We start from the raw sequence: 23,697 nt of genomic DNA on the forward strand, positions 1-23,697 counted from the left end.
GAAGCAGCGTCAACTGGAGCTTCTCCCGGCCCTCATACACAACCTCGGTTCCAAGCGCGCAGAAGCAGCGTCAGCGCAGGGTACTACCGATAGCGCCGGGTGCTCCGGTGGCCGGGGCTATGCGGTTTCTTCGGGCTTGGCGCGGTCTTTCTGATCGGTCGCGTCGTCTCCAGTGGCACCCTTTTCTTCCGCTGCGGGTGTGACGGATCGTGTAGCGCCAGCAACCAGGTCGTGACCGGAACGCACCACCCACGTGGCAAAAGATTCCAGCGTGGCTCCCGCGGAGCGCACAAAAGCAGCAATCGTTTCGCCACTGGGGGCCGTTTTATCCACCCACTGGCGTACCACATCGCCACTTTCCGCCGCGGACTTCGTGACACTGGACGCCCAGCTTTGAATCTGATCAACAGTCAGGTTATATGTGGTCTCCAACCCGGCCAAGACCCGCTCGAAAGTCTCACGGGTCATATCGCTCACCGCAGTAGTAGCACTACCTGCAACCGCGCCGGCTTTCTTCACCCATACGCCGGCTTTCAGCTCGAAATTATCCAGCTGTTCGCGCACCGAGCGGCGCATCACTTTCCCCAATTGGGACGTGGGAAGCGCGTCAAAAAGAGCGATGGAGGAGGGCATCGCGTAATGGGCGAGCTTACCCTCCGCCCAGCGGCGCACCGCTGCCAGATCAACCGTTGATCCCGGCTCTAAAACAAGAGCCGCTACCACAGACTCGCCACGCTCCGCAGCGGGAATCCCCACAACGGCCACATCGCGCACCTCCGGCATCCCGCGCAGAACCTCTTCCACCTCGGAAGGGTAAATATTGAAGCCAGAAGAATTAATCATTTCCTTTGCGCGATCCGCCATAACAACGAAAGGCCCATCCCAGCGCCCCAGGTCACCGGTGCGCAGCCAATCCTCGAACATCGCCTGCGCCGTTTCCTCTGGCTCACCCAGGTAACCAGCGAAAACCTGCGGGCCGCGCACCAAAATCTCACCCACATCCACGGCGTCCTCCGCCAAATTATCGGGATTGGCGATACGTACCTCGGTGCCGGGGAAAGGAACGCCCAAAGTGGACGGGCGCCGATCCGGACTCATCGGAGACCCGGAAACCACCGGAGAAGATTCGGTCATCCCGTATCCCTCAATGAGGAAGCCCCCGGTGCGTTCCTCCCAGCGGCGCGCCACCTCATCCGGCAGCGCCATTGCGCCTGACACCCCGAAACGAATCGAGGACAGGTCAATAGTTTCGCCGGCGGCTTCCCGCTTCTCCACCTCGGCAAGGATACGAGAAAACATGGGAGTCACCCCGGGCAGCACCGTCATGGGCCGGCGCTTCTGAGCAGCCAAGAGAGACGGAATATCAAAATTCGGCAAGAAAATAGCGGTAGCCGCCAGATCCAGGGCGCACATCATCATGAGGGTGAAACCGAAGGCGTGGAAGAGGGGGAGTACCCCCGCGATTACCTCGTGATGATCAGCCTCAAAAGGCACCCAAGCAATAATCTGCTTACGGTTGGACACCAAATTCCGGTGGGTGAGCATAACTGCTTTCGGCTTGCCCGTTGTACCCCCGGTGAACATATAGACAGCGACGTCCTCCGCCTGCGGTTTACGGAACGTTGCAAGATCCATCGGGGCCGCCTTCCGCCACTCCCGATCAAAAGAAGCCACATGAGGGGGAACCTCCCCGCGCAAACGAGCGCGCTGGGTGCGGGCCTGGGCCACCGGAAGCTTGAGAAGCATCCGTGACGTGAGCGGCAAATCACGGGAAAGATCAACCGCGAAGTAGTGGCGCGGGTCGTCAGCGGCCGGTGCCATCGTGGTAATGGTTTTCTCCCACGCGATAACAACCCGTGCATCGACCATAGCGATCTGGCGGTGCAATTCGGGTTGCGGGGCCAACGGATTCATTTCCGCCACGGTTGCCCCCGTCAGGATCGCACCCCACAGGGCATACATATGTTGCGGGCAATTCGGCAAAGCTAGAGCAACGGTATCCCCGCGCTGCACCCCCAAATTACGCAGCAGCGTAGCAACCTTGCGGGCACGCTCAACAAGTTCGCGATAACTCGTCGTCGCACCGAGGAAATCCAAGGCCACCCGATGGGGGTACCGGTCAGCAGCGCGCAGGAGCGACTCTTCTAAAGTCTCCTCATCCACCGTGATATCGGAAGGCACCCACTCCGGGTAAATATCCAGCCAAGGTTTCACGGTCATTCCTACTCCTTCACCCACCCGAACGGCAGCCTCACAGCATTGACTAATCAATCATAGTGGTAACAATTGGGAGCTGCGGTCCATGTCCGGCGAACCGCAGCCTACGAACCCACGCGCGGCGAACCCCGGCCGGCGAACCTAAGCCCGCCAGCGCTCCACGGTACAGCTAGACTCCTGTATCCGCCGCGCTCGCGGTGAGTCCGGCCGGGAGCTCTCCTTCAGAAACCACGGAGAGCAGCTGGGTGGGGCGCGTCATCGCGACGTAAATATTGCCCGGCCCTTCGGCTAAAATCTCAGCCGGTTCCAGCAACACAACAGCGTCAAATTCCAAGCCCTTGGATTGGACCGCCGTGAGAACCTGGATACGCGCTGTGACATCGCGCCCCGTCACATCCACAGTCCATTCACCCAGCTCCGGGGCCGCGCCGATAGCCGCTGCCACCTGCGCGACCCGAGCTTCCGGCACAATAACCCCGAGGGTACCGGCTTGCCCGTAGCGGGCATCCAAGCGCTGGCACACCTGCGCCGTCGCCGCAATAGCGCCCGCCCCAAGAGTTCCCGGCGCGCAACGTTCAGCGATCTCCACGGCGCCGCCCTCGGTACGCGCCGCACGTACGGGGCGCACCTTCACCCCGGCCGCGCGCTGCACCGCACCGGCGGTATCTAAAATAACGGCCGGTGTTCGGTAGGAAACCGTGAGTTCTTCCACCCGCACCCGGTCAGCCAGGCGGCCCAGCAGTCCTTCCCAGCCGGCGCGCGGCGAACCATCGGGGCGCTGGTCCAGGTCACCGACCACCGTCATGGAACGCGAGGGATTGCGCCGAATGAGCATCTCCCACTGCATGGGGGAGAGCTCCTGAGCCTCATCAACCACCACGTGCCCGTAAGTCCAGGTGCGATCCGCGGCGGCCCGTTCGGCCAGCGAACTTCCGTCCCCGCGCCCGCCCATGCGTTCGGCCAGCAGCTCCGCGCTCACGATTCCGCCGCCCACGCCCAGGGCCTCCATCGTTTCGCCGGCGTAGCTAAGCCGATTGCGCTCGGCCGCATCGCGAGCCGCCCGCGCGCGGCGCTCCGCGTCGGTGGCAAAAGGCCCGAGAACCTCAGCGAATTCATCAATGAGGGCAATATCCGCGATAGTAATACCGTGGCCGGCCGGGCGCGCGAGCGCGGCCCGCTCGGCAGCGCTCAGCTCGGGGGCTACCTCGGCAAGGAGATGCGGCTTGGTGAGCAGGCGCTCGAGCAGCGCTACCGCGGAGGACGGCATCCAGCGCAAATTAATCTCCCGGCGCGCGTCAATACTCTCCGCCACGTCCGCAATAATCCACGGATTTTCCGAAAGCTCAACGTCCTGGCCTTCAGCCACCTGGCGGGCTAATACATCCACGAGGTATTTCGCGTAGGTATCGCGGGCCTCATTATGGCGCTTACCGGTGCGGCGGGCTCGCCGCTGCGCATTCTCCACATCCTGCGGGGTTAACCGCACCTCAACCCCGCTGATGCGCATGCGCACGGGGCGGCGTAGCGGGCGCTCCAGGAGGGTGCGCACCGCCCGCGGGGCAATGGTGCGCCACACCAGGCGCCCTTTGATCTCCGCGGCCGGGGCAGTGTCGACGGCGCTGACCGTCACGCCGGGCACCAGTCCGGCGATCGTCGTCGACACCACATCTGATTCGCCCAGCGAAGGCAACACCTGATCGATATAGCGCAAAAAGACCGGCGAGGGGCCCACAATGAGCACGCCGGAACGCGCCAGGCGCTCGCGGTGGGTGTAGAGAAGATAGGCCGCGCGGTGGAGGGCCACCGCAGTTTTCCCGGTGCCCGGCCCGCCCTGGACCACGAGCACATTATTGGAATCGGCGCGAATAATACGGTCCTGTTCGGCCTGAATCGTCGCGACGATATCGTTCATTTTCCCGTCGCGCGCCGCATTCATTGCCGCCATGAGGGCGCCCTCACCCGTCAAATTGAGGTCCGAGGAGGCCTGCGACGAATCAAGAAGCTCATCTTCCACGCCGGTCACGGTGCGCAGGCGCGTCTGAATATGGCGCCGGCGCCGTACCTTCCCCGGATGGGCCGCGGTGGCCCGATAAAACGGTTCGGATTGCGGGGCGCGCCAATCCAGAAGCAGGATATCCCCGGCCTCGTCCTTCAAGCCGATACGCCCGATGTGATCCGTTTCCCCCTCGCGGGTATCGAGCCGCCCAAGAACCAAACGGTTTTCCACGCGCCGCAATCGGGTGAGGTTATCTTCGTAATGGGTGGCGAAGGAATCGCGCTCGGTCATTTCACCGGCGCTTTCCTGACCGCTCTGACTGCGAACCGCGGCCAGGCGCTGGGCGTAAGCCTCGCGCTGGCGGTCAAGGGCACGGTACGCAGTGTCCACGAAAAGCTGTTCTTCCCGTATCGCGTCCTCGCGCGCACTGTGAGGATCGTTAACCACGAGCGGCTCCTCCTGATGACCGAAAATTATCGGGTGGCGTCCTGCAAAAAAGTAACAATCAATTATTACGGAAAACACCGGGGCGCGCTATAGTGCGGTGACGGGAACGACAGTGATCAGCCGGTGGCGAATACCGGAAACGTGTGTGCTTGCGTCTCGTTGTAGAGATTGCCGTTATGGAGGTACGACGGCGCCCAGGGTACTTGGTCAGGCCGGTAGTCTAGGCTGGAGGGGAAGCTAGCGAGCTGGAGAGGGAGGAGGATCACGGTGAACTATTTCGTTTACCCCTGCGAGGGGAAACATGAAGATTCCTGGGCGAACGGGGAGCGTTTCGAAAGCGTCGTCGTTCATCTCACCGATCCCATCAATGACATTGGTTCGGTTTCCGAACTTATTGCCTCCCAGCTCTACACCCTGGATCTCAGCCCGGTGGCCGATATTAATGTGGACGGGTTGGTCGATTACCGGGCGCAGCGCCCGCGGGTGCACTACCTCAACGGTGCGCTGGAAGATATTGCTATCCCCGCGCTCGGGCTCTTCCACGCCAAAGATATTGAAGGTACCTCTTTTTTGCTGCTGCTCGGTACCGAACCTGATTTTTGCTGGCAGGGTCTCAATTCGGAGCTCATGGCGGTATTCGCGCAACTGGGGGTGAAACGGCTCTACCGGGCCGGATCGGTTGCCGGTGCGCTGCCCCATACCCGCCAGCCGGATATGCTCATCCGCACGCGCAATGCCGATCCGGTGGCTCCCGCACTGGAAGCCGATGTGTGGTACCCGGCTTCTTTCTCTGATTTTTTGGAATACAGCCTCGGGCAAATGGGCGTGGCGACCTTCTCGGTGACGGTGCGGGTGCCCATGTATATTGCCGGGCACCATTACGCGGCCGGGGCGGCTAGCGCGCTGTCCATGCTCGCGAAAACGGCCGGGCTGAGCTTGCCCCTGGGAGATTTGGAAGCCAGCGCCGCCGAAGAATCGGAGCAGCTTGCCCAGCTCACCGAGCATAATGAGCAGCTTGCGGAGATCGTGGCGGCCTTGGAACACGAATATGATCGCGCGGAAGGGCATCCCGGGCTTATCCAGGCTCCGCAGCATACCCTTACCGTTCCTAGCGCTGATGAAATTGGGCGTGCTGCGGAAAGTTTCCTCGCCCGAGTGGATGCCTCGATGGTCAAGCGTAAGGAGCACGCGGATAACGAGCAGGCGCAGCTGACGGAGCGCCTGGAAAATATGCGGGCCGCCTGGCAGCACGCTAGCAATGGGCACCAGCCCGGCAGTGAGGCGCACACCGGAGGCGAGGCTCAAGCAGGAGCTGAGGCGCAGACTGAGGGTGAGACGCGCAGCGGAGCCGAGCGGGACGCCCACGGTGAGGATGGCGGGGAGCAGGCGCCGCAGCGCCCGCGCGGCCGGCACGCCGCGGATTAGGCATTCGCGGGCACGTAGCCGATATCGGCATCGCTCTCGAGGATGGCGCCGCGGGCCCGGCGCCGTAAATCCGCCCGCCCCACCATGCGCGCCGGGAGCGGGAGCCGGCGCACCAGCCTCTCGATCTGCGCGAAAGCAAATTCTCGCTGGGAGGCAGCCAGCACAATATTGCCGAAACGGCGCCCGCGTAGCACCGCCGGATCCATAATCGCCAGCACGTGCTCGAAATTCTCGAGGAGAGCCCGTGACTCATTCGCGAAGCGGGTCAGGCCGGTGGAGGCCACCGAGTTGAGGAGATACACGCCCTCCGGTTGCAAAACCTGGGCGACCCGCGCAGCGGCGTCGCCGGTACGTAAATGGGACGGGACGTCGCGGTCAGCGAAAGCATCCCGCACCACCACATCCCACCGTGCCGCCGTGGTATCCAAGGTGACGCGCGCATCCTGCACCCGGATGCGCAAACGCGGGGACGGGGGCAGATCGAACCATTCACGCACGTAGGTGGCGAGTTTGCCGTCAATTTCCGCCGCGAGCTGGCGCGAGCCGGGGCGGGCGGCATCCAGGGCGCGCGGGAAAGCACATCCGGCCGCACCCAGGTGGAGCACGCGCAGCGGCTCGCGCTTGGGGTACATGGCCTCGAGAATGCACCTAAACTGTTGCATATACTCGAATTCCAGATACGTGGGATCGTCAAGGTCCAGGGCGGAAGATTCCACCCCGTCCAGGTAGAGCGTCACGAGGGAGGGGCGATCCGAGCGCCGATCCAGTTCGGCGAGGGCATAATCAGTTCGCACGGGTTCTGTAGGCACACTCACAGTTCCAGCCTAATGGAGAGAGCGCCTTCGCGAGGGGAACTCAGAAAACGAAACCGCGCGCGAGAGTGCGCGAGCGTAGCGGAGCGAAGAGAAACTGGGCGCACGGAAACCGGGTGAACGACCCCGGGCGCGCGGACACCGCACCCGAGGAAATGGAGCGAGAGGGAACGGAGGGCTCATGTCACGCGCACCGCGATCACGCGCCGCCCGCCATTCCTGGGGCGATGACGATTCGGGAACACCCATCCTCCATATTGATATGGATGCCTTTTTCGTATCAGTAGAGCTTCTCGATCACCCGGAGCTGCGCGGGCGCCCCGTCGCGGTGGGTGGCCAGGAACGGGGCGTCGTGGCGGCGGCGTCCTACGAGGCGCGTGCCTTCGGGGTGAATTCCGCGATGCCGGTGGGGCAGGCGCGGCGGCGCTGCCCGAATCTCATTATGCTCACCCCGCGCCTGGGGCTTTACCGGGTTGTTTCGGAAAAAATCATGGCGATTTTGCGGGAGGTCACCCCGCTGGTGGAGCAGCTTTCCGTGGACGAAGCTTTTCTGGACGTCGGGGGAGCGCGCCGGCTTTTCGGCTCACCTGTGCATATCGGCCAGCAGCTGCGTGCCCGCATCCGCGCCGAGGTTGGGGTGCCGGCCTCCGTGGGGATCGCCGCCACCAAACACGTAGCCAAAATTGCCTCCGCGCACGCCAAACCGGATGGGCTTCTCCTCATTCCCGCCGCGGCCACCCTCGAATTTTTGCACGACTTACCCGCCGGAGCGCTTTGGGGCGTGGGCGGGCGCACCGAAGAACGGTTGCGTTTACACGGGATCGAAACGGTAGGCGACGTCGCAGCTGCCGGCCCGGACCAGCTCCGCCGCCTCCTCGGCACCGTTGCCGGGGATCACCTCTTCCAGCTGGCCAGCGGCGTCGACCCGCGCCCCGTCACCCCGAGCCGCGAGGAAAAATCCATCGGACGCGAAGAAACCTTTTTCGACCCCCTGGCTGACCGGGAGGAATTGCATCGTATTCTGCTTTTCCAGGCGCATGACACCGCCGCCCGGCTGCGTGCAAAAGGCCTGGTGGGGCGCACCGTCGCCATTAAGGTGCGCTTCCCGGATTTCACCACCATCACCCGCTCGGCAACACTGCCACAAGCCACTCAGGTTGCCGCCGAGATCTACGAACGCGCTCGCGAGCTTCTGGACGGGGTGGAGATGACCGCCGCCGGCTTGCGGCTCCTGGGCTTGCGCGTGGAGAACCTGAGCGAGCAAGGCGGCTACCAGCAGCTCGCTTTCGATGACGATCCGCGCCGCGGGGAAGCTGAGAGCGCCATGGATGCAGTGCGCTCGCGCTTCGGGGCCGGGGCGCTCGGCCCGGCAAGTCTCTTGCAGTCCCCGGGAACGGTGCGCGGCGGCGGGGCTGAACGTGCGGGAACGGGGCACAACGGCGGGGCTGAACGGACCGGCACGGAGCGTGACGGCGCGGCGCCGGGAAGCTCCGCTCCAGGCGGACGCACGGTGCGCGAGACCGGTGTATCGTGACACAACATATCGTGACGCTGGCGCGCCGCGCACGGTAGACTGGCAGCAGTACATTAACAAGGAGGCACAGTGGCCCTATCGGACTACGAGAAGAAGATGCTCGCGGAGCTGGAAGCGCAGCTCACCAACGAGGATCCCAGCTTCGCACGTAATATGAAGCCCGCTGCGCCGGAAGTGGAAGCCATCAGTCGGCAACTGTCCGTGCGCAATCTCGTACTGGGGATTCTCGGGCTGGTCGCGGGCATCGCCATTCTTATCGGCGGAATTTCCGCACCGAAGATGTGGTGGCTCGGTTTGCTCGGCGTCATTATTATGTTCGCCTCGGTGTGGTACGCGCTCGCGGGCGTGCACACAGAGAAAGTAGCGGTGCCTGCCGGAGGTGGCGGGGCGCCAACGTCGTCCGGGCCGGGCGGCGTATCGTCCTTTATGCGGCGCCAGCAAGAAATCTGGGAAAAGCGCCGCCGCGGCGAGCACTAGAATCTCTGTGGTTTCGGCCTAGCCGGCCGGTAACTCAAACTCAGCACCCATAACGGTGAGAGGATAGCGATCCTCTCACCGTTTTTCTTTTTCTTTTTAGGTACGACGGCGCCGCCGGGCAGGGGCGCGCCGGGCCATCCACGGTGCTCCACGAAGCGAGCCAACCGCCCCACGCACTCCAGGCGCCACTGTTCCTGCGCCCTACACCACGGATTACTCACCACTGATCACCCCACCACACTCCACCAGCGCTCCACTCGTTTTTCCGTGTTCTGGCGCGCTTTTCTAGGAATCACTAGCGCGACATACCCCCGCCGTGGCAAACTGGTGGAGGAAAGTGGAGTAAAGTGGAGGCAAGCGCCACGAGAGGGGGTGCGGTAGATGTTCCTCGGCACGTATGAGCCCAAATTGGACGACAAAGGCCGAATCATCCTGCCCGCCAAATTTCGTGACCAGCTCCAGGGCGGACTGGTGATGACGCGCGGTCAGGAACACTGCATCTACGTTTTCCCGCTCGCGGATTTTGTGGAATTGCAGCAAACCCTGGCTAAAGCCCCCTTGACGTCCAAAGAGGCGCGGTCGTACACCCGCGTGCTGCTCTCCGGCGCCGTGGATGACATCCCTGATAAGCAGGGGCGGATCACCATCCCGGCAATGCTGCGCAGCTACGCGAGTCTGGATCGCAACCTCGCGGTTATCGGCACGGGCAACCGGGTCGAAATCTGGGATAGCGCCGCGTGGGCGGCCTACCTGGAGGATCAAGAATCGGCTTTTGCCGATAGGGAGGAAGAGGTCATTCCCGGCCTCTTCTAGGAATCGCGTGATCGCGGTGGCGGTCTTTCGCGAGAGCTCTGAGGCACTTCCCCAGCTTCAGATCGCTCGCGGGGGATCACTATCGCGGGCGCCGCAATGAGAAGGGCACAGGATGGAGAGAGCACGCACCCCGGGCGCACCGCGCGCCGCTGGGAACGCGCTGCATGCCCCGGTGCTCGTGGACACCTGCATCGAGCTCCTCGCTCCCGCCTTCCAGGTTCCCGCTCCCGTCCTCATTGACTGCACCCTCGGGATGGGCGGGCACACCGAAGCCTTCCTCGAGCGTTTCGAGAACCTCACCGTTATCGGAATCGACCGCGACCCGGCCGCCATCGCCTTGGCGGGGGAGCGCCTGGCCCGTTTCGGTAAGCGGTTCCGCCCCGTCCAAACCACGTATGACGGCGTGGCCACGGCAGCGGGTAATCGCCCCGTGGATGGAATCCTTATGGATTTGGGAGTGTCCTCCCTGCAATTGGACGAAACCGAGCGCGGGTTCTCCTACGCCCATGATGCCCCGCTCGATATGCGTATGAACGCCCAGGTCGGGCGCACCGCCGCGGATATCCTCGCGAGCGCATCGGTGCGGGAGCTCACTCGGATTCTGCGCGAGTACGGGGAGGAAAAATTCGCCCACCGTATCGCCACCGCGATTGTGGAACGGCGCGCCAGTGCCCCGTTCACTCGTACCGGAGAACTGGTGGAGATCGTGCGCTCCTCGATTCCCGCCCCGGCGCGGCGCACCGGTGGGAATCCCGCCAAGCGCACCTTCCAGGCTCTGCGTATCGCGGTGAATGACGAACTCGGAACGCTCGAACGGGCCCTGCCGGCAGCCCTCGCCACGTTGCGGGTGGGTGGGCGCATCGTCGTCGAAGCGTACCAGTCCCTCGAGGACCGCTTGGTGAAACGGGCCTTCGCCGCCGGCGCCACCTCCCGAGCCCCCAGGGGCTTGCCCGTTGAACTTGAAGAACATAAACCCTGGCTGGAACTCCTCACCCGAGGAGCTATTCAAGCCGATGAAGAAGAAATCACCCGCAATTCTCGTTCCGCCTCCGTTCGCTTACGCGCGGCCGAGAAAATTCGCCCCGGAGGTCAGCTATGAGCGCACAGCCCCACGTTGTTGCAGCGCCGCGTACCCGTCCCGTCATCTCGGGGCGTCCCGAGCTGACGCTTATCCCCACTCCTGCGGCACACCGTGGCTTCCTCGGCACCGTGATCATCTGCCTAGCGCTCTTCTTCGGCGCGTTTGCCACAGTTTTCGCGCTTAATACGCGTATGGTAAGCACGGCGTACGAAATCCGCTCCGTCAAGCAGGAGCTGGCGGTCGCGCAATCGGTGGAGTCCACCCTCACGGATGAAGTGGTGGGGGCATCCACTCCGCAAGGCCTCAAGGAACGCGCGCAGGCCCTCGGCCTCGTCCCCGCCACGGACGTTCAGCACATGGACCTGGGGTCCGCTACAATTCTTGCTCCGATTCCGGGGGAGTGACACGAAGGACAAGCGCATGAAGGAACTAGCTCGCCGCTGGAAGGCCGCGCAGCCGCACGTACGGCGCGTGCGCACCATGGCGATTATCTTCTTCTTCGCGCTGGGGATCCTCGGGGTACGGCTCATAGACCTGCAATTTATTCGCGCCGATGCCCTGGCTGCCTCGGCGGATGCTTTCCGCACCCGTACCTACACCCTGCAGGCCAAACGGGGCGATATTGTGGACGCCAACGGGGCGGTTCTCGCCACCTCCGTGGAGCGCTATAACGTGGGCGTCAACCAGAATCTCATCGGCTCCTATCGGCACTACCAAACCGATGAGAACGGGGACTACGTCCTGGATGCCAATGACCAGCTCATCGTGGAGGGCACCGGGGCAGCGGAAGCAGCGAAAGTACTCGCGCCCCTGCTCGGCGTAGATCGGGCGGAACTGGGAGGCACCCTCCTGGGTGGTGAGAAGAAATCCACCTTTGTATACATCGCCCGGGATATTTCCCCCGAAAAATGGCGGGAAATCAACGCGCTGGGAATTCCGGGAATCGAACCCGAGCAGTTCATGAAACGCGAGTACCCCAACGGTTCGGTGGCCGGAAATGTGCTCGGTTATGTGGGGGAAACCGCGGATAATCCGGTGCCCACCGGCCAGGCGGGGATTGAGCGCACCTTCAATGACGCGCTTTCTGGCACCGATGGGCGCCTGACGGTGCAAACCGCCGGAGGCGGCGCCGTCGTACCGAATGGGAAAACCGAACGCGTGGATCCGGTCAATGGTGCGAGCGTGAAACTCACCATTGACCGTGATCTGCAAAACGCCCTCATGGAGTCTCTCGATGCTTCGGTGGATGCCAATGCCGCGGATTGGGGCGCCGCCGTTGTTATCGAAGTGGGGACGGGGCGGGTGCTTGCCCTGGCCGATTCCCACGCCCCCGATCCTTCGCGTCTCCAGGAAGCGAATCCGGATTCCTGGGGTTCGCGCGCCGTGCAGGCGCCGGTCGAGCCGGGCTCCTCCGGTAAGCTCCCCACCTTCACGGCGGCTATCGATACCGGCACCGTCACCCCGCTCACCCAGTTCACGGTGCCGGACACCATCACCATGCCTAATGGTGAAAGCATTTCCGATAACGACCCACATCCCACCCAGGGGATGACGGTGGCGGGGATTCTCGCCCAGTCCTATAACACCGGGCTCGTCCAGATCGGTGACACCGTGGACGATAACGTGCGCTATGACTATATGCGCAGCTACGGGCTGGGAAGCCCCACGGGGATAGAATTACCGGCCGAATCGAGCGGCATTCTGCGCCCGCCGGAGCAGTGGGGCCAGCGTGACCGCTACACCACTATGTTCGGGCAGGGCTGGGCGGCCACTACCGTGCAACTCGCGCAGATCGGGGCCACCATCGCCAACGGGGGAGTCTATATCCCGCTCCATGTTGTGGACTCCACCACCGACGCCAGCGGGCGCACCACTCCCACCGTTCCCGGGGAAAGCCACCGTGTCATGAGCGAGGAATCCTCGCGCACCATGATGAATATGATGCAGGCGGTTACCAATAACCAATCCACCGGATGGCGCGGGAAAGTCCCCGGCTACAACGTGGCCGGCAAAACCGGCACCGCCCAGGTTCCGGACGCCAACGGAAACCTCACCCGCCGCGTAGGTACCTTTATTGCGGCCATCCCGGCCGAAGATCCGCAGATCGCGGTGGCGATAGCGGTCTACGGCGGGGCCGGGGCCGGGTACGGTGGGGATACGGCGGTGCCCGTTTTCGCGAACTTCGCGCCCTTCGCGATGCGGCACCTGGGCGTCCCGCCCAGCACCGTCCCCCTCTTCAAATATCCGTGGTTCTCATCGGAGGTAGGCAACTAGTGAGTGACGAATTCCCTCTTCCGCAGGTGCGTCCGGTGGCGCTGCGCGAGCTTTCCGAGCTCCCCGAGGTGGATGGTGCCGGTTGCGAGGCCCCGCAGACCACCGTGACTTCCGTGACCGCCGATTCGCGCGCGGTGCATGAGGGGGCGCTTTTCGCCGCGCTGCCCGGCGCCCACGCTCACGGAGCGCGCTTTGCCCCCCAGGCGGCGCAACGGGGCGCACGCGCCATCCTCACCGACGCCGCCGGGGCTGCTCTGATCGCGCAGGCCGGGGTGGAGCTTCCGCTCCTCGTGGTGGAGGACCCGGCCGCGCACCTGGGTGCCATTGCGGCCCGAGTCTACGGGGAACCGGCCGAATGCTTGCGCAGTTTCGCGGTGACCGGCACCAATGGAAAAACGACGACGACGTACCTCCTGGACGGCCTGCTTACCGCGCTGGATCGTACCACCGGGCTGGTGGGAACCGTGGAAACAAAAATTGCGGACCTGTGCGCCCCGGCGCATTTGACCACGCCCATGCCCGCGGATCTGCAAGCACTGCTCGCCCTCCTGGTGGAACGGGGCGGGACGGATGTATCCATGGAAGTCTCCTCCCACGCGCTGGCGCAGCACCGTACCAGCCCCGTGGTCTTCAGCGTGGCTGGATTTACTAATCTCACCCGGGACCACCTCGATTACCACCGCACCATGGAGAACTACTACCAGGCCAAGCGCAGCCTTTTCACCCCGGAGTGCTCACGGCGGGCGGTTATTACCGTTGATGATGAGTGGGGTAGGCGCCTGGCTGGGGAAACCGAGGTGCCCACCGTGGCCCTCGCCGTGTTCTCTCAGCTTGGGGGGAGGAGTGGGTACCAGGTGCGCGATATCGAGCGCGGCCCCGTCACCTCCTTCACCCTGGCCCATAGCGACGGCTGGGAGATGACGGTGCGCACCGGCCTGCCCGGAGATTTCAATATCGCCAATACCGCGCTCGCCGTGGCCATGGTGCTGGAAAGCGGGGCGGACCGCGGTGCGGTTGGCGCCGTAGTAGGCGCCGGGCTCACACCGCAAGTCCCCGGTCGTATGGAAGTGGTGGGTAGCGCGCCGCGCGTCGTCGTTGATTTTGCGCATAATACCGCGGCGCTGCGCCTGGCGATCAATGCTCTGCGCCCCACCACCAGCGGTCAGCTCATCGTGGTGACCGGAAGCGCCGGGGAGCGCGATGTGGACAAGCGCCCCGAGATGGGCCGGGCGGTCGCCGAACTGGCCGACGTCGTTTACATCACGGACGACGATCCGCACGAAGAAGATCCCGCACCGATCCGCGCCGCACTCCTGGACGGGGCCCGCAGCGCGCACAGCCCCGCCCGCATCGTGGACATCGCTGATCGCGCCACCGCCATGCGCACTGCCATCCGGGAGGCGGCACCGCAGGATACCGTGCTGCTGGCCGGGCGCGGGCACGAAACTTATCAACCGGTGGCCGGGGGGCGTAACATTCCGCTGGACGACCGCGAGGTAGCGCGGGCGGCGCTCGCTGAGCGCGCTAGCTCCGTTGGCCGGGGTAGCCGTGCCGACAGTGCTGGCTGGACTGACCGCGCTGACCGGGGCGATTGTTCTGACCGTACTAACCGGATCGTCCTCGACAAAAACACGCAAGAAGAGAAAGACACGCAATGATTTCCATGTCCTCCGCGGAGGTTATCGCCGCCGTCGGCGGGACCGCGCTCGCACCGTTGTGCGATACCGAGGTCACCGCGGCGGTTATCGATACCCGCGCCATCACGCCCGGCGCGCTTTTTGCCGCCGTGAAAGGCGCGCGCGTGGACGCGAATACCCTGAGCGGCCAGGCGCGCGCGGCAGGGGCCAGCCTTATTCTCACCGAAGATGGCCAGGCCGCCCGTGCCGGCGGTGCCGAAGCTGAACGCATTATCGTGGTCGATGATATTCCCGCTGCGCTCGGACGCCTGGCCCGGCACAACCTTGAGCTGGCCCGCCACGTCAACCCCGACTTGCGGGTTATCGCGGTGACCGGCAGCGTTGGGAAAACCACCACCAAGGATCTTCTCGCCGCCATATGCCGGGAACGGGGGGATGTGGTTGCCCCACCCGGATCGCTCAATAACGAAATCGGCTTACCACTCACGGTGCTCCGTGTGGGCGCGAACACCGCCACCCTGGTGGCGGAAATGGGCGCCGACCATATTGGCAACCTCGCCTACCTCACCTCTATCGCGCCCCCGGATATCGCCGTGGTGCTGGTGGTGGCCCGCGCGCACCTGGGCGAATTTGGCGGCATTGAGAACGTGGCGCGCGCCAAGGCAGAACTCGTGGAAGGCCTGCGCGAGGACGGCATCGCCATCCTCAACGCCGATGATCCGCGAGTGGCGGCCATGGCCGGGCAGGTCGCGAGCGGCCGGGTACGCACCTTCGGGCGCGTGCATCCGGCGGACGTGACGGCAAGCGACATCACCCTCGGAAGCGACGGTCGGGCCAGTTTCACGCTCCATATGAACGACGGCGCAGCTAGCCCCGCGCCATCCGCGCCGTACACGTTGCCTGCGCCGTCCGCACCGTCGGAACTGTCTGCGCCGTCCGCCCCGTGCACCTCAAAGATCAACCTCGGACTCGTGGGAGAACACCAGGTCATGAACGCGCTCGCGGCGGCCACCGCCGCGGCCGCCGCCGGGGTCAGCCTGCCCGCCATCGTGGCGGGGCTATCCAGCGGGCCCGCCAGCGCCCACCGTATGGATGTATTCCGCCGCGGCTCCACCCTCATCATCGACGACTCCTACAATGCCAACCCGGATTCCATGCGCGCCGGCATTGCCGCGCTCGGACAGCTCGGGAGCGGGCTCAAAGCCGCAATTCTCGGCGATATGCTCGAACTCGGAGCTGCCTCGCGGGAAGAACACCTCGCTCTCCTCCCGGCCCTGGAAGCCGCCGGGGTGAGCCTCCTCATCGCGGTTGGCCCCCAGGTGGCGGCGCTCGCGGAGGCAGCCCGTGACGCCGGTATCACCGCCCGCGCGGTCGGCGCGTGGGAGGAAGCCGAGGCTGAGCTCTCCGATATGCTCAATGAGGATGGGGCACTCCTCATCAAAGGTTCGCACGGTTCGGGCGTGTGGCATATCGCCACGCGCCTCAAGGGGGAATAGTGCTCGCGCTTATTATCGCTTTTGCGGTCTCGCTTCTTGTCACCCTATTCGGGACCCCGCTTCTCATCCGTTTCCTCGTGCGTAAACAATTTGGCCAATTTATCCGCCAGGACGGCCCCACCTCGCATCTCGTCAAGCGCGGCACCCCTACTATGGGGGGCCTGGCTATCGTGGCAGCGGTTGTTATCGGTTACCTGGTGGGCAATATCGGAGCGGGGCGCAGCCCGGGAATGTCCGGAATTCTCCTCCTCGGTCTCATGATCGGCATGGCGGGCGTAGGCTTCGCCGATGATTTCACCAAAATTTCCCGCAAACAAAGCCTGGGGCTCACCCCCTGGGCGAAAATCGCGGGCCTGGGGATTGTCGGCGTCGCCTTCGCGGTGCTTTCCCTGATGTTCGCGGATGAAAACAACCGAACCCCGGCATCCATGCGCATTTCCCACGTGCGCGATACCGGCCTGAGTCTCGCCTTCGCCGGTACCGCCGTCGGCATTATCCTCTTCATTATCTGGGCGAATTTCCTTATCACCGCCTGGTCCAATGCCGTCAATCTCACCGATGGCCTGGACGGCCTATCCACCGGTGCCTCCATCATCGCTTTCGGGGTCTACACCCTCATCACCATGTGGCAAAGCAACCACCCCTGCTACGGGCTCGTGGACGCCGCCCCCGGGTGCTACCCCATCCGCGACCCGCGCGATCTCAATATCATCGCGGTGGCCCTCGTCGGAGCGCTTATCGGATTCCTCTGGTGGAACACTTCGCCGGCCCAAATCTTCATGGGGGATACCGGCTCCCTCGCCCTGGGCGGCGTCTTCGCGGGAATGTCCATCTACACCCACACCGAATTCCTCGCCGTGCTCATTGGTGGGCTCTACCTGCTAGAAGTCATCTCCGACGTAGTCCAAGTGGGCGTCTTCAAAATGACACGAAAACGGGTATTCCGCATGGCACCCATCCACCACCATTTCGAACTCAAAGGGTGGAACGAAGTCACGGTTGTGGTGCGCTTCTGGGTGATCCAAGCCCTGTGCGGCTTTATCGCCCTGGGTATTTTTTACGCTGAGTGGTTGATGCAAAGATGAGTGAGTGGCAACATCCGGGCGCGGCGGAATTGGCAGGGCGCCGTATCGCCGTCGTCGGTTTAGGGAAATCAGGGCGGGCCTGCGCGCGGGCACTGACCGAGCTCACCGAGGCGCGTGTGAGCGTATGGGACGCCGATATTACTAAGCTCGGGGCGGTCACCGCGCTCCCCGTGGATACCGGCGGGAGCGACCCGACCCCGGCCGAACTGGCGCGCAAAGTGCTGGCGTGGCGGCCCGACGTCATTATCCCCGCCCCCGCCATACCCGAAATCGGCCCGCTTTTTACTACGGCTGCCGACCACGGCATCGAATTGTGGTCCGAAATTGAACTAGCCTGGCGCCTGCGCACCCACGACGGTGCGGGGCACGCCGCCCCGTGGCTCGCCGTCACCGGTACCAATGGCAAAACCACCACGGTAACTATGGCGGCCCATATTTTGCGCGCCGCGCACCTTGGGGCCGAACCCATTGGGAACGTCGGCAATCCCGCCGTCACCGCCGTGAGCGCCACCGGCCCGGATGCCCCGCGTGCCTTCGCACTGGAGCTTTCTTCCTTCCAGCTGCGCACCACCCACACCATGGAGCCGGCCGCCAGTATCTGCCTCAATATCGCCGACGACCACCTCGAATGGCACGGCAACCGCGCCGCCTACGCCGCCGCGAAAGCCCGTATTTACGAACATGTGCGCACCGCCGCGGTCTACCCGGTGGGCGATAGTACCGTCCAGAGCATGGTCGATAGCGCGGACGTGCGCGAAGGTGCGCGCGCCATTGGCATCACCACCGGTATTCCCGCCGTCGGGCAGATCGGTATCGTGGATGGCCTTATTGTGGACCGTGCCTACGGAAAGCAACGGTGGACTAGCGCCGTGGAGATCGCTTCGTTGAACGACGTCGCCCAGCTGGCTCCCACCACTGCGGCGCTGCCGCGCCACCTCATCTGGGACGCCCTGGCCGCCGTGGCCCTCACCCGGGCCATTGATATTCCCGCGGAGGTGGTGCGCGCCGGGCTCCAGCATATGCGCCCGGGCCACCACCGCATTGAGACGGTGAGCGAACGCGCCGGGGTGCGCTACGTGGACGATTCCAAAGCCACCAATGCCCACGCCGCCCTCGCCTCCGTCTCCGCGCTGGCGGAGGGTACCTGCGTGTGGATTGTGGGTGGGCAACCCAAGGGTGCCCGCTTTGAATCCCTCGTGGCACAGGTGCGGGACAGGCTGCGCGCCGTCGTTGTTATTGGCGTGAATCAAGAACCTTGGCACGCGGCCCTGGACGGCGCTAACCTCCCCGTCACGTATATCGATCCGGCGGCCTCCGAACCTATGGCGCGCGCGGTGCTGGCTGCCTCGCGCTACGCACAGACGGGGGATACCGTCATGCTGGCTCCCGCCAGTGCCTCCATGGACCAATTCACCTCCTACGCGGATCGCGGTGATCGTTTCGCCGCCGCGGTGCGCGCCCTGCCCGCACCGTCGGAAGGCAGTGCTGTAACGGGGGACGGTGCCCCGGCAACGGGCAGCACTTCGGCGGGGGACGGTGCCCCGACGGAGGAGACGGTGCAGGATAACGGTGCAGCGGATAGCGCCACGGAGGCGCGTCATGCGTGAGCGAACTGAGAAGCCGCAGGCACCGAGCGTCCCGGAGGAACGCGTACGCAACGTCATGCACCGTTCCATCCTCCTCCTCGTGGTGGCCACCGCGATTCTCACTCTCCTCGGGCTCCTCATGGTGTTTTCCGCCATCACCCCCGGGGCGGTACGCGCCGAATACGAAGACGGCCCCAACCTGTTCCGCTCCGCTTACCTCCAGATGGCCTACGCCGCCATCGGCACCGTTTTGGCGGTGATCTGCGCGCGTATTCCCCTCGCTGTTTTCCAGCGCTTGTGGGGCCTGGCCCTCGGCTTCGGGATCCTTTTGCAGCTCCTCGTGCTCACCCCGCTGGGTGCCTCCGTTGCCGGTAACCGCAACTGGATTGCCTTCGGCCCCATCCGGCTCCAGCCCTCCGAATTCCTCAAACTCGCCATGGTGGTGGCCCTGGCCGCGGTGCTCGGGCGCATGGTGCAAGGGGCTCACTTCCAGCTCTCCGATTGGAGCGGCCCCATTGGCATCACCGGCGCGTCCATCGGTGCGGTGCTCGTGGGTGGCGATATGGGAACAGCCCTCATCTTCCTCCTCATCGGCGTGGGAATGTTCTGGATGGCCGGCTTCCCGGGGCGCTATTTCCTTATCAGCGGGGCGCTGGGCTTCTTCCTCGTCGTCGTGCTTATTTTTTCCAGCCGGTCGCGCATCACCCGTATCCAAGACTTCTTCCAAAATCTCTTCACGCTTCCCACCGGGCAAACACCCTCTCAGGCTGATTACGCGCTCTGGGCTTTCGGCTCCGGGGGGCCGGGCGGCTCCGGCCTGGGCACCGGAATTGAAAAATGGCCCGGGAACCTCGCCGAAGCACATACCGACTTCATCTTCGCGGTGGTGGGAGAAGAACTCGGTTTCTTCGGATGTGCCGTCGTCATCGTGCTGCTCGGCACCATCGGCTACGCCCTTCTCACTATTTGCATGTACCACCCGCACCGTTTCGGCCGTTTCGTGGCCGGGGGAGCCACCCTGTGGCTATGCGGACAGGCTGTGGCAAATATGTTCGTTGTTACCGGCCTGCTGCCCGTTTTCGGAGTGCCGCTGCCCTTTATGAGCCAGGGCGGCTCCTCCGTGATCTCCTGCCTCATGGCGGTGGGAGTTTGCGTGGCGGCAGCTCTGGCGGTTCCGGGCGTGAAAGAATCATTCCGGCGCTCCAGCTCACTCGCGGGCCGGGTGCGCGCAGTTATCAGGAGGACTTCGTGACACTAGTGCTCGCCGGCGGGGGAACCGCCGGGCACGTCAATCCGCTACTGGCCACCGCCCACGAACTCGCCGGGCGTGGGCACCGTATCCTCGTGGTCGGCACCGCTACCGGTATGGAAAAGGACCTCGTTCCCGCCAGCGGCTTCGATTTCGCCACCGTGGAACGCGCACCGTTCCCGCGCCGTCCCGATAAGGACGCACTACGTTTCCCCGTGGCTTTCCCGCGAGCGGTGCGCCAAGCCCGCCGTATCCTCGCCGCGGCCGGAGCTGAGCTGGCTGTTGGTTTCGGAGGTTTCGCCTCCACTCCCGTCTACGCCGCGGCGCGCCGGGTCGGCATCCCGGTAGTGGTGCACGAACAAAACGCGCTACCGGGCCTGGCCAACAAACTCGGGGCACGGGGCGCGGCCGCCGTCGCCCTCACCTTCCCCTCCACACCGCTGCGTGCCACGCGCGGTATCACCCGCACCGTCGGCCTGCCGCTACGCCCCGCCATCGCAGCCCTGGCCAGTGCCGATAGGGCGCAAGCACGCACCGCCGCCGCGGCGCGCCTCGGCCTGGATCCGGGGTTACCCACCCTCGTGGTCACCGGGGGTTCCCTGGGCGCCGCCCACCTCAATGACGTGATGACCGCCGCTGCATCCCGCTGCGCCGCCGCCGGCGTGCAGATACTCCACCTCACCGGGCGGGGTAAAGCGGCCGTGGCTCAGCGCACCGCCGCCACCATCCCCAGCTACCACGTGCTCGAATACCTGGAAGAAATGGAACTCGCCTACGCGGTGGCCGATACCGTGGTGTGCCGCGCCGGGGCCGGCACCGTCGCGGAAGTTTCCGCCTTGGGTATCCCCGCCGTCTTCGTTCCGCTCCCCATCGGTAACGGGGAACAGGCGCGCAACGCCGCGGATGTCGTAGCTGCCGGCGGGGCGCTGCTCATTCCCAATGCCCAGTTCACTGCCGATTCGGTGAGCACCGTGCTGGACATCGTCACTGATGCATCCACCCGCACCCGCATGGCCCAGGCCTCGCGCGCCATCTGCCCGGCCGACGGCGCAGCCCGGCTCGCCGATCTTATCGAGGAGGTTCTCAGGTGACCCATATCCATCTCATCGGCATCGGCGGGGCAGGCATGAGTGTGATCGCCGATCTGCTCCACGCTGAAGGCTGGACCGTGACCGGCTCCGATGCCCGCGCCTCGGCCACCACGGAGCGCCTGGCGGATTCCGGCATCACCCTGTGGATCGGAACGGAACCGGAGCGCCTTAGCGCCGACACTCTCGTGGCGGTCTCTTCCGCCATCCGGGAAGATAACCCCGAGCTCGCGCGGGCCCGCCAGCTCGGTGCCTGCGTCATCCACCGCTCCCAAGCCCTCGCCCTCGCGAGCGGGGATCGCGATTTTGTGGCGGTGGCCGGCGCGCACGGGAAAACCACTACGTCGGCGATGCTGGCGGTGGCACTGGAGGAAGCCGGTCAGGCACCGTCCTGGGCGATTGGCGGGAGCGTGCGCGGGCACGGTTCTGGAGGGCACCTGGGCACCGGGAAGGTCCTCGTTGCCGAAGCCGACGAATCCGATGCTTCCTTCCTCAACTACCGGCCCCGTATCGCCTTGGTCACCAACGTCGAACCCGATCACCTCGACCATTACGGCAGCCGGGAAGCTTTCGAAGAGGCCTTCGCGGAATTCGCGCGTTGCATCGTCCCCGGTGGGCTCCTCATTGTTTGCGGCGACGACGCCGGTGCGGCCCGCCTGGGTGCTCAAGCGGTAAGCGAAGGTATCCGGGTGGTCAGCTACGGGCGTGGCGCCGCGCTCCCCGGCGTGGAAGCTCACGTGGCCCTCGAGGACGGGGCGTTACGGTGCGGGGAAAGCTGCGCGCCGCTCTCCCTCCAGGTTCCCGGATCCCATAACGAACTCAACGCGGCCGGAGCGGCCGCCGCCGGTATAGAGCTGGGCGTGAGCCTGGCGGATATGGCCCGCGGGCTGGCGGCTTTTACCGGAACGGGGCGGCGTTTTGAGCTGCGCGGCGAGGCTGGGGGAGTGCGCCTCTTTGATGACTACGCCCACCATCCCACCGAAGTGGAAGCCACCTTACGCGCTGCCCGCGCTGAGGCCGGGCAGGGCAGCGTACGAGTTCTCTTCCAACCGCACCTGTATTCACGCACCCGCAATTTCGCGGATCGTTTCGCCACCGCTCTCGAACTGGCCGATACCGCCATTGTTACCGCCGTGTACGGGGCCCGCGAAACGCCTTTCGACGGCATCGAGGGCGATATGATCACTTCCCGCATGGGAGGCGCCGGGCATTTTATTGCCGATAAACACGAGGCCGCGCGGGCGCTCGCAGCGAGCGCGAAGCCGGGGGATCTGCTCCTCACCATGGGGGCTGGCGACGTGACCGCACTAGGCTCCGAAATCCTGGCGGCACTGGGGGAGGGGACGGCGCGGTGAAAGAACCATCCCGACGCCGCTCCGCGCGCGATATTAATCCGCACACGGAGATCACTTACGTTCCCACCGCCGCCACCGCCCCGGTGGTGTACGACGACGGCGACGCCCCGCTAGCCGACCTAGGGAGTACCACCACGGTATCCCTGGACGAGCGCCTCGAGGAAAAAGCTTCCGAGAAACGCCGGGTACGCTGGCGGCGCCTCGGGGTGGTTGGTGCGGTACTCGCCGCGCTTGCCGCCCTGGCCTGGGTGATTTTCTTTAGCCCGCTGCTGGCCTTGCGGGCCAGCGATATTACCGTCTCGGGTATCCCCGCGAACGCGGCGGTGACGGCGGAAGACGTCACCGCCGCCCTCGCCGAACGCTCGGGAATCCCGCTCCCACGCCTGGATACCGAAGCGCTCGCCACTGACCTGAGCGCCCAATTCCCACCCATTAAAGAAGCGCAGCTGCGCCGCAGCTACCTCCACGGACTCGAGGTCACCCTCACCGTGCGTGAACCGGTGGCCTGCCTGGTGGGCAAAGGAGCATGTTCCGCCATGGATCGGGACGGCGTGAGCTTCCCGGTTCTCCCCGAGGTGGAAGCCAGCCTCCCGCGTGTGAGCCTGAGTCCCGGGCCGGCCACTCGCTCCGAGGATGGTAGTGACGGCCCTGGTATCCGCATCGCCCTTGATGTGCTGGCCAGCCTCAAGGATGATGTGCGGGCTCAGGTAGCCGGGGTATCGGTGAGCGATAGCGGGCGGGTCGGACTCGATCTCAACTCCGGGCAGAAAGTGATCTGGGGGGATGCTCAGCGCTCCGATCTGAAAGCGGCAGCACTGGCCACCGTGATTAGCGTTCCTGGCCAGGTGTACGACGTGTCAGAGCCCACCGCCGTCGTCGTTCATTAATCCTGAACCACTCGGCTACCGCACCGTTCCACGGCGCCATCGCACCGTTCCATACGAATCGCGCACCGTTCCAGGCTATTCCCGCACCGTAGTGCCCCACTGCAGTATCGTTCCACCCGATTTCGACCCAGCAGAGCAAACCACTTCGCAACACACCAGCGCGGAGAATTGCACCGTTGTCATTCACCTACTATCTTTTCCGCGAAGTCAGGAACGAAAAACCTCAAGTTTTACTTGA

At 64.6% G+C, this 23,697-nt stretch carries 18 protein-coding genes; 15 read left to right on the forward strand and 3 right to left on the reverse strand.

Annotated features, from left to right (window positions below):
* Positions 1-117 precede the first annotated feature (117 nt).
* Entirely contained in the window at positions 118-2,220 is a 2,103-nt protein-coding gene (locus tag CYJ17_RS05750; RefSeq protein ID WP_234984519.1) for an AMP-binding protein, read from the reverse strand.
* 166 nt (positions 2,221-2,386) lie between these two features.
* Positions 2,387-4,660 (reverse strand): HelD family protein, encoded by a 2,274-nt coding sequence (locus tag CYJ17_RS05755; protein ID WP_087070953.1) that lies wholly within the window; start codon positions 4,658-4,660, stop codon positions 2,387-2,389.
* A gap of 267 nt (positions 4,661-4,927) precedes the next feature.
* Between CYJ17_RS05755 and CYJ17_RS05760 the strand changes: the two genes are divergently transcribed.
* The gene (locus CYJ17_RS05760; RefSeq protein WP_180948625.1) at positions 4,928-6,085 is read left to right on the forward strand and encodes a PAC2 family protein; all 1,158 of its coding nucleotides are present in this window, start codon (positions 4,928-4,930) and stop codon (positions 6,083-6,085) included.
* Here CYJ17_RS05760 and CYJ17_RS05765 read toward each other — a convergent pair.
* A complete protein-coding gene (locus tag CYJ17_RS05765) occupies positions 6,082-6,900 on the reverse strand; it encodes a spermidine synthase (protein ID WP_311370822.1) in 819 nt (272 codons plus the stop codon). The genes CYJ17_RS05760 and CYJ17_RS05765 overlap by 4 nt on opposite strands.
* A gap of 178 nt (positions 6,901-7,078) precedes the next feature.
* Between CYJ17_RS05765 and CYJ17_RS05770 the strand changes: the two genes are divergently transcribed.
* From CYJ17_RS05770 to CYJ17_RS05835, 14 genes are all read left to right on the forward strand, one after another.
* Entirely contained in the window at positions 7,079-8,431 is a 1,353-nt protein-coding gene (locus CYJ17_RS05770; RefSeq protein WP_234984518.1) for a DNA polymerase IV, read from the forward strand.
* A gap of 69 nt (positions 8,432-8,500) precedes the next feature.
* Entirely contained in the window at positions 8,501-8,908 is a 408-nt protein-coding gene (locus CYJ17_RS05775) for a DUF3040 domain-containing protein (RefSeq protein WP_087070950.1), read from the forward strand.
* A gap of 381 nt (positions 8,909-9,289) precedes the next feature.
* Positions 9,290-9,721: a division/cell wall cluster transcriptional repressor MraZ gene (gene mraZ, locus CYJ17_RS05780; protein WP_087070949.1), complete on the forward strand. Its 432-nt coding sequence runs from the start codon at positions 9,290-9,292 to the stop codon at positions 9,719-9,721.
* 112 nt (positions 9,722-9,833) lie between these two features.
* Positions 9,834-10,820: a 16S rRNA (cytosine(1402)-N(4))-methyltransferase RsmH gene (gene rsmH, locus CYJ17_RS05785; RefSeq protein WP_087070948.1), complete on the forward strand. Its 987-nt coding sequence runs from the start codon at positions 9,834-9,836 to the stop codon at positions 10,818-10,820.
* Entirely contained in the window at positions 10,817-11,206 is a 390-nt protein-coding gene (locus tag CYJ17_RS05790) for a hypothetical protein (RefSeq protein ID WP_087070947.1), read from the forward strand. Before rsmH ends, CYJ17_RS05790 begins: the two co-directional genes overlap by 4 nt.
* Before the next feature lie 16 nt (positions 11,207-11,222).
* Positions 11,223-13,076 carry a peptidoglycan D,D-transpeptidase FtsI family protein gene (locus CYJ17_RS05795; RefSeq protein ID WP_101595105.1) on the forward strand — a complete coding sequence of 618 codons (1,854 nt, stop codon included), beginning with the start codon at positions 11,223-11,225 and terminating at the stop codon, positions 13,074-13,076.
* Entirely contained in the window at positions 13,076-14,734 is a 1,659-nt protein-coding gene (locus CYJ17_RS05800; protein WP_244899280.1) for a UDP-N-acetylmuramoyl-L-alanyl-D-glutamate--2,6-diaminopimelate ligase, read from the forward strand. Before CYJ17_RS05795 ends, CYJ17_RS05800 begins: the two co-directional genes overlap by 1 nt.
* Positions 14,731-16,209, forward strand: a complete 1,479-nt coding sequence (locus CYJ17_RS05805; RefSeq protein ID WP_087070946.1) for a UDP-N-acetylmuramoyl-tripeptide--D-alanyl-D-alanine ligase — start codon at positions 14,731-14,733, stop codon at positions 16,207-16,209. Before CYJ17_RS05800 ends, CYJ17_RS05805 begins: the two co-directional genes overlap by 4 nt.
* Positions 16,209-17,294, forward strand: a complete 1,086-nt coding sequence (mraY, locus tag CYJ17_RS05810) for a phospho-N-acetylmuramoyl-pentapeptide-transferase (RefSeq protein WP_016442544.1) — start codon at positions 16,209-16,211, stop codon at positions 17,292-17,294. Before CYJ17_RS05805 ends, mraY begins: the two co-directional genes overlap by 1 nt.
* On the forward strand, positions 17,291-18,901 hold the full coding sequence (gene murD / locus CYJ17_RS05815) for a UDP-N-acetylmuramoyl-L-alanine--D-glutamate ligase (protein WP_087070945.1): 1,611 nt from the start codon (positions 17,291-17,293) through the stop codon (positions 18,899-18,901). Before mraY ends, murD begins: the two co-directional genes overlap by 4 nt.
* Positions 18,894-20,132: an FtsW/RodA/SpoVE family cell cycle protein gene (locus CYJ17_RS05820; RefSeq protein WP_087070944.1), complete on the forward strand. Its 1,239-nt coding sequence runs from the start codon at positions 18,894-18,896 to the stop codon at positions 20,130-20,132. The genes murD and CYJ17_RS05820 overlap by 8 nt, the downstream gene beginning before the upstream one ends.
* Complete coding sequence (murG, locus tag CYJ17_RS05825) at positions 20,129-21,220, forward strand: undecaprenyldiphospho-muramoylpentapeptide beta-N-acetylglucosaminyltransferase (RefSeq protein WP_087070943.1); 1,092 nt, start codon at positions 20,129-20,131, stop codon at positions 21,218-21,220. The genes CYJ17_RS05820 and murG overlap by 4 nt, the downstream gene beginning before the upstream one ends.
* Positions 21,217-22,572: a UDP-N-acetylmuramate--L-alanine ligase gene (murC, locus tag CYJ17_RS05830; RefSeq protein WP_087070942.1), complete on the forward strand. Its 1,356-nt coding sequence runs from the start codon at positions 21,217-21,219 to the stop codon at positions 22,570-22,572. Before murG ends, murC begins: the two co-directional genes overlap by 4 nt.
* Positions 22,569-23,459, forward strand: a complete 891-nt coding sequence (locus CYJ17_RS05835) for a cell division protein FtsQ/DivIB (RefSeq protein ID WP_087070941.1) — start codon at positions 22,569-22,571, stop codon at positions 23,457-23,459. The genes murC and CYJ17_RS05835 overlap by 4 nt, the downstream gene beginning before the upstream one ends.
* The last annotated feature ends 238 nt before the right edge of the window (positions 23,460-23,697 follow it).

The organism is Actinotignum timonense (assembly GCF_002860685.3).
Classification (GTDB): domain Bacteria; phylum Actinomycetota; class Actinomycetes; order Actinomycetales; family Actinomycetaceae; genus Actinotignum; species Actinotignum timonense.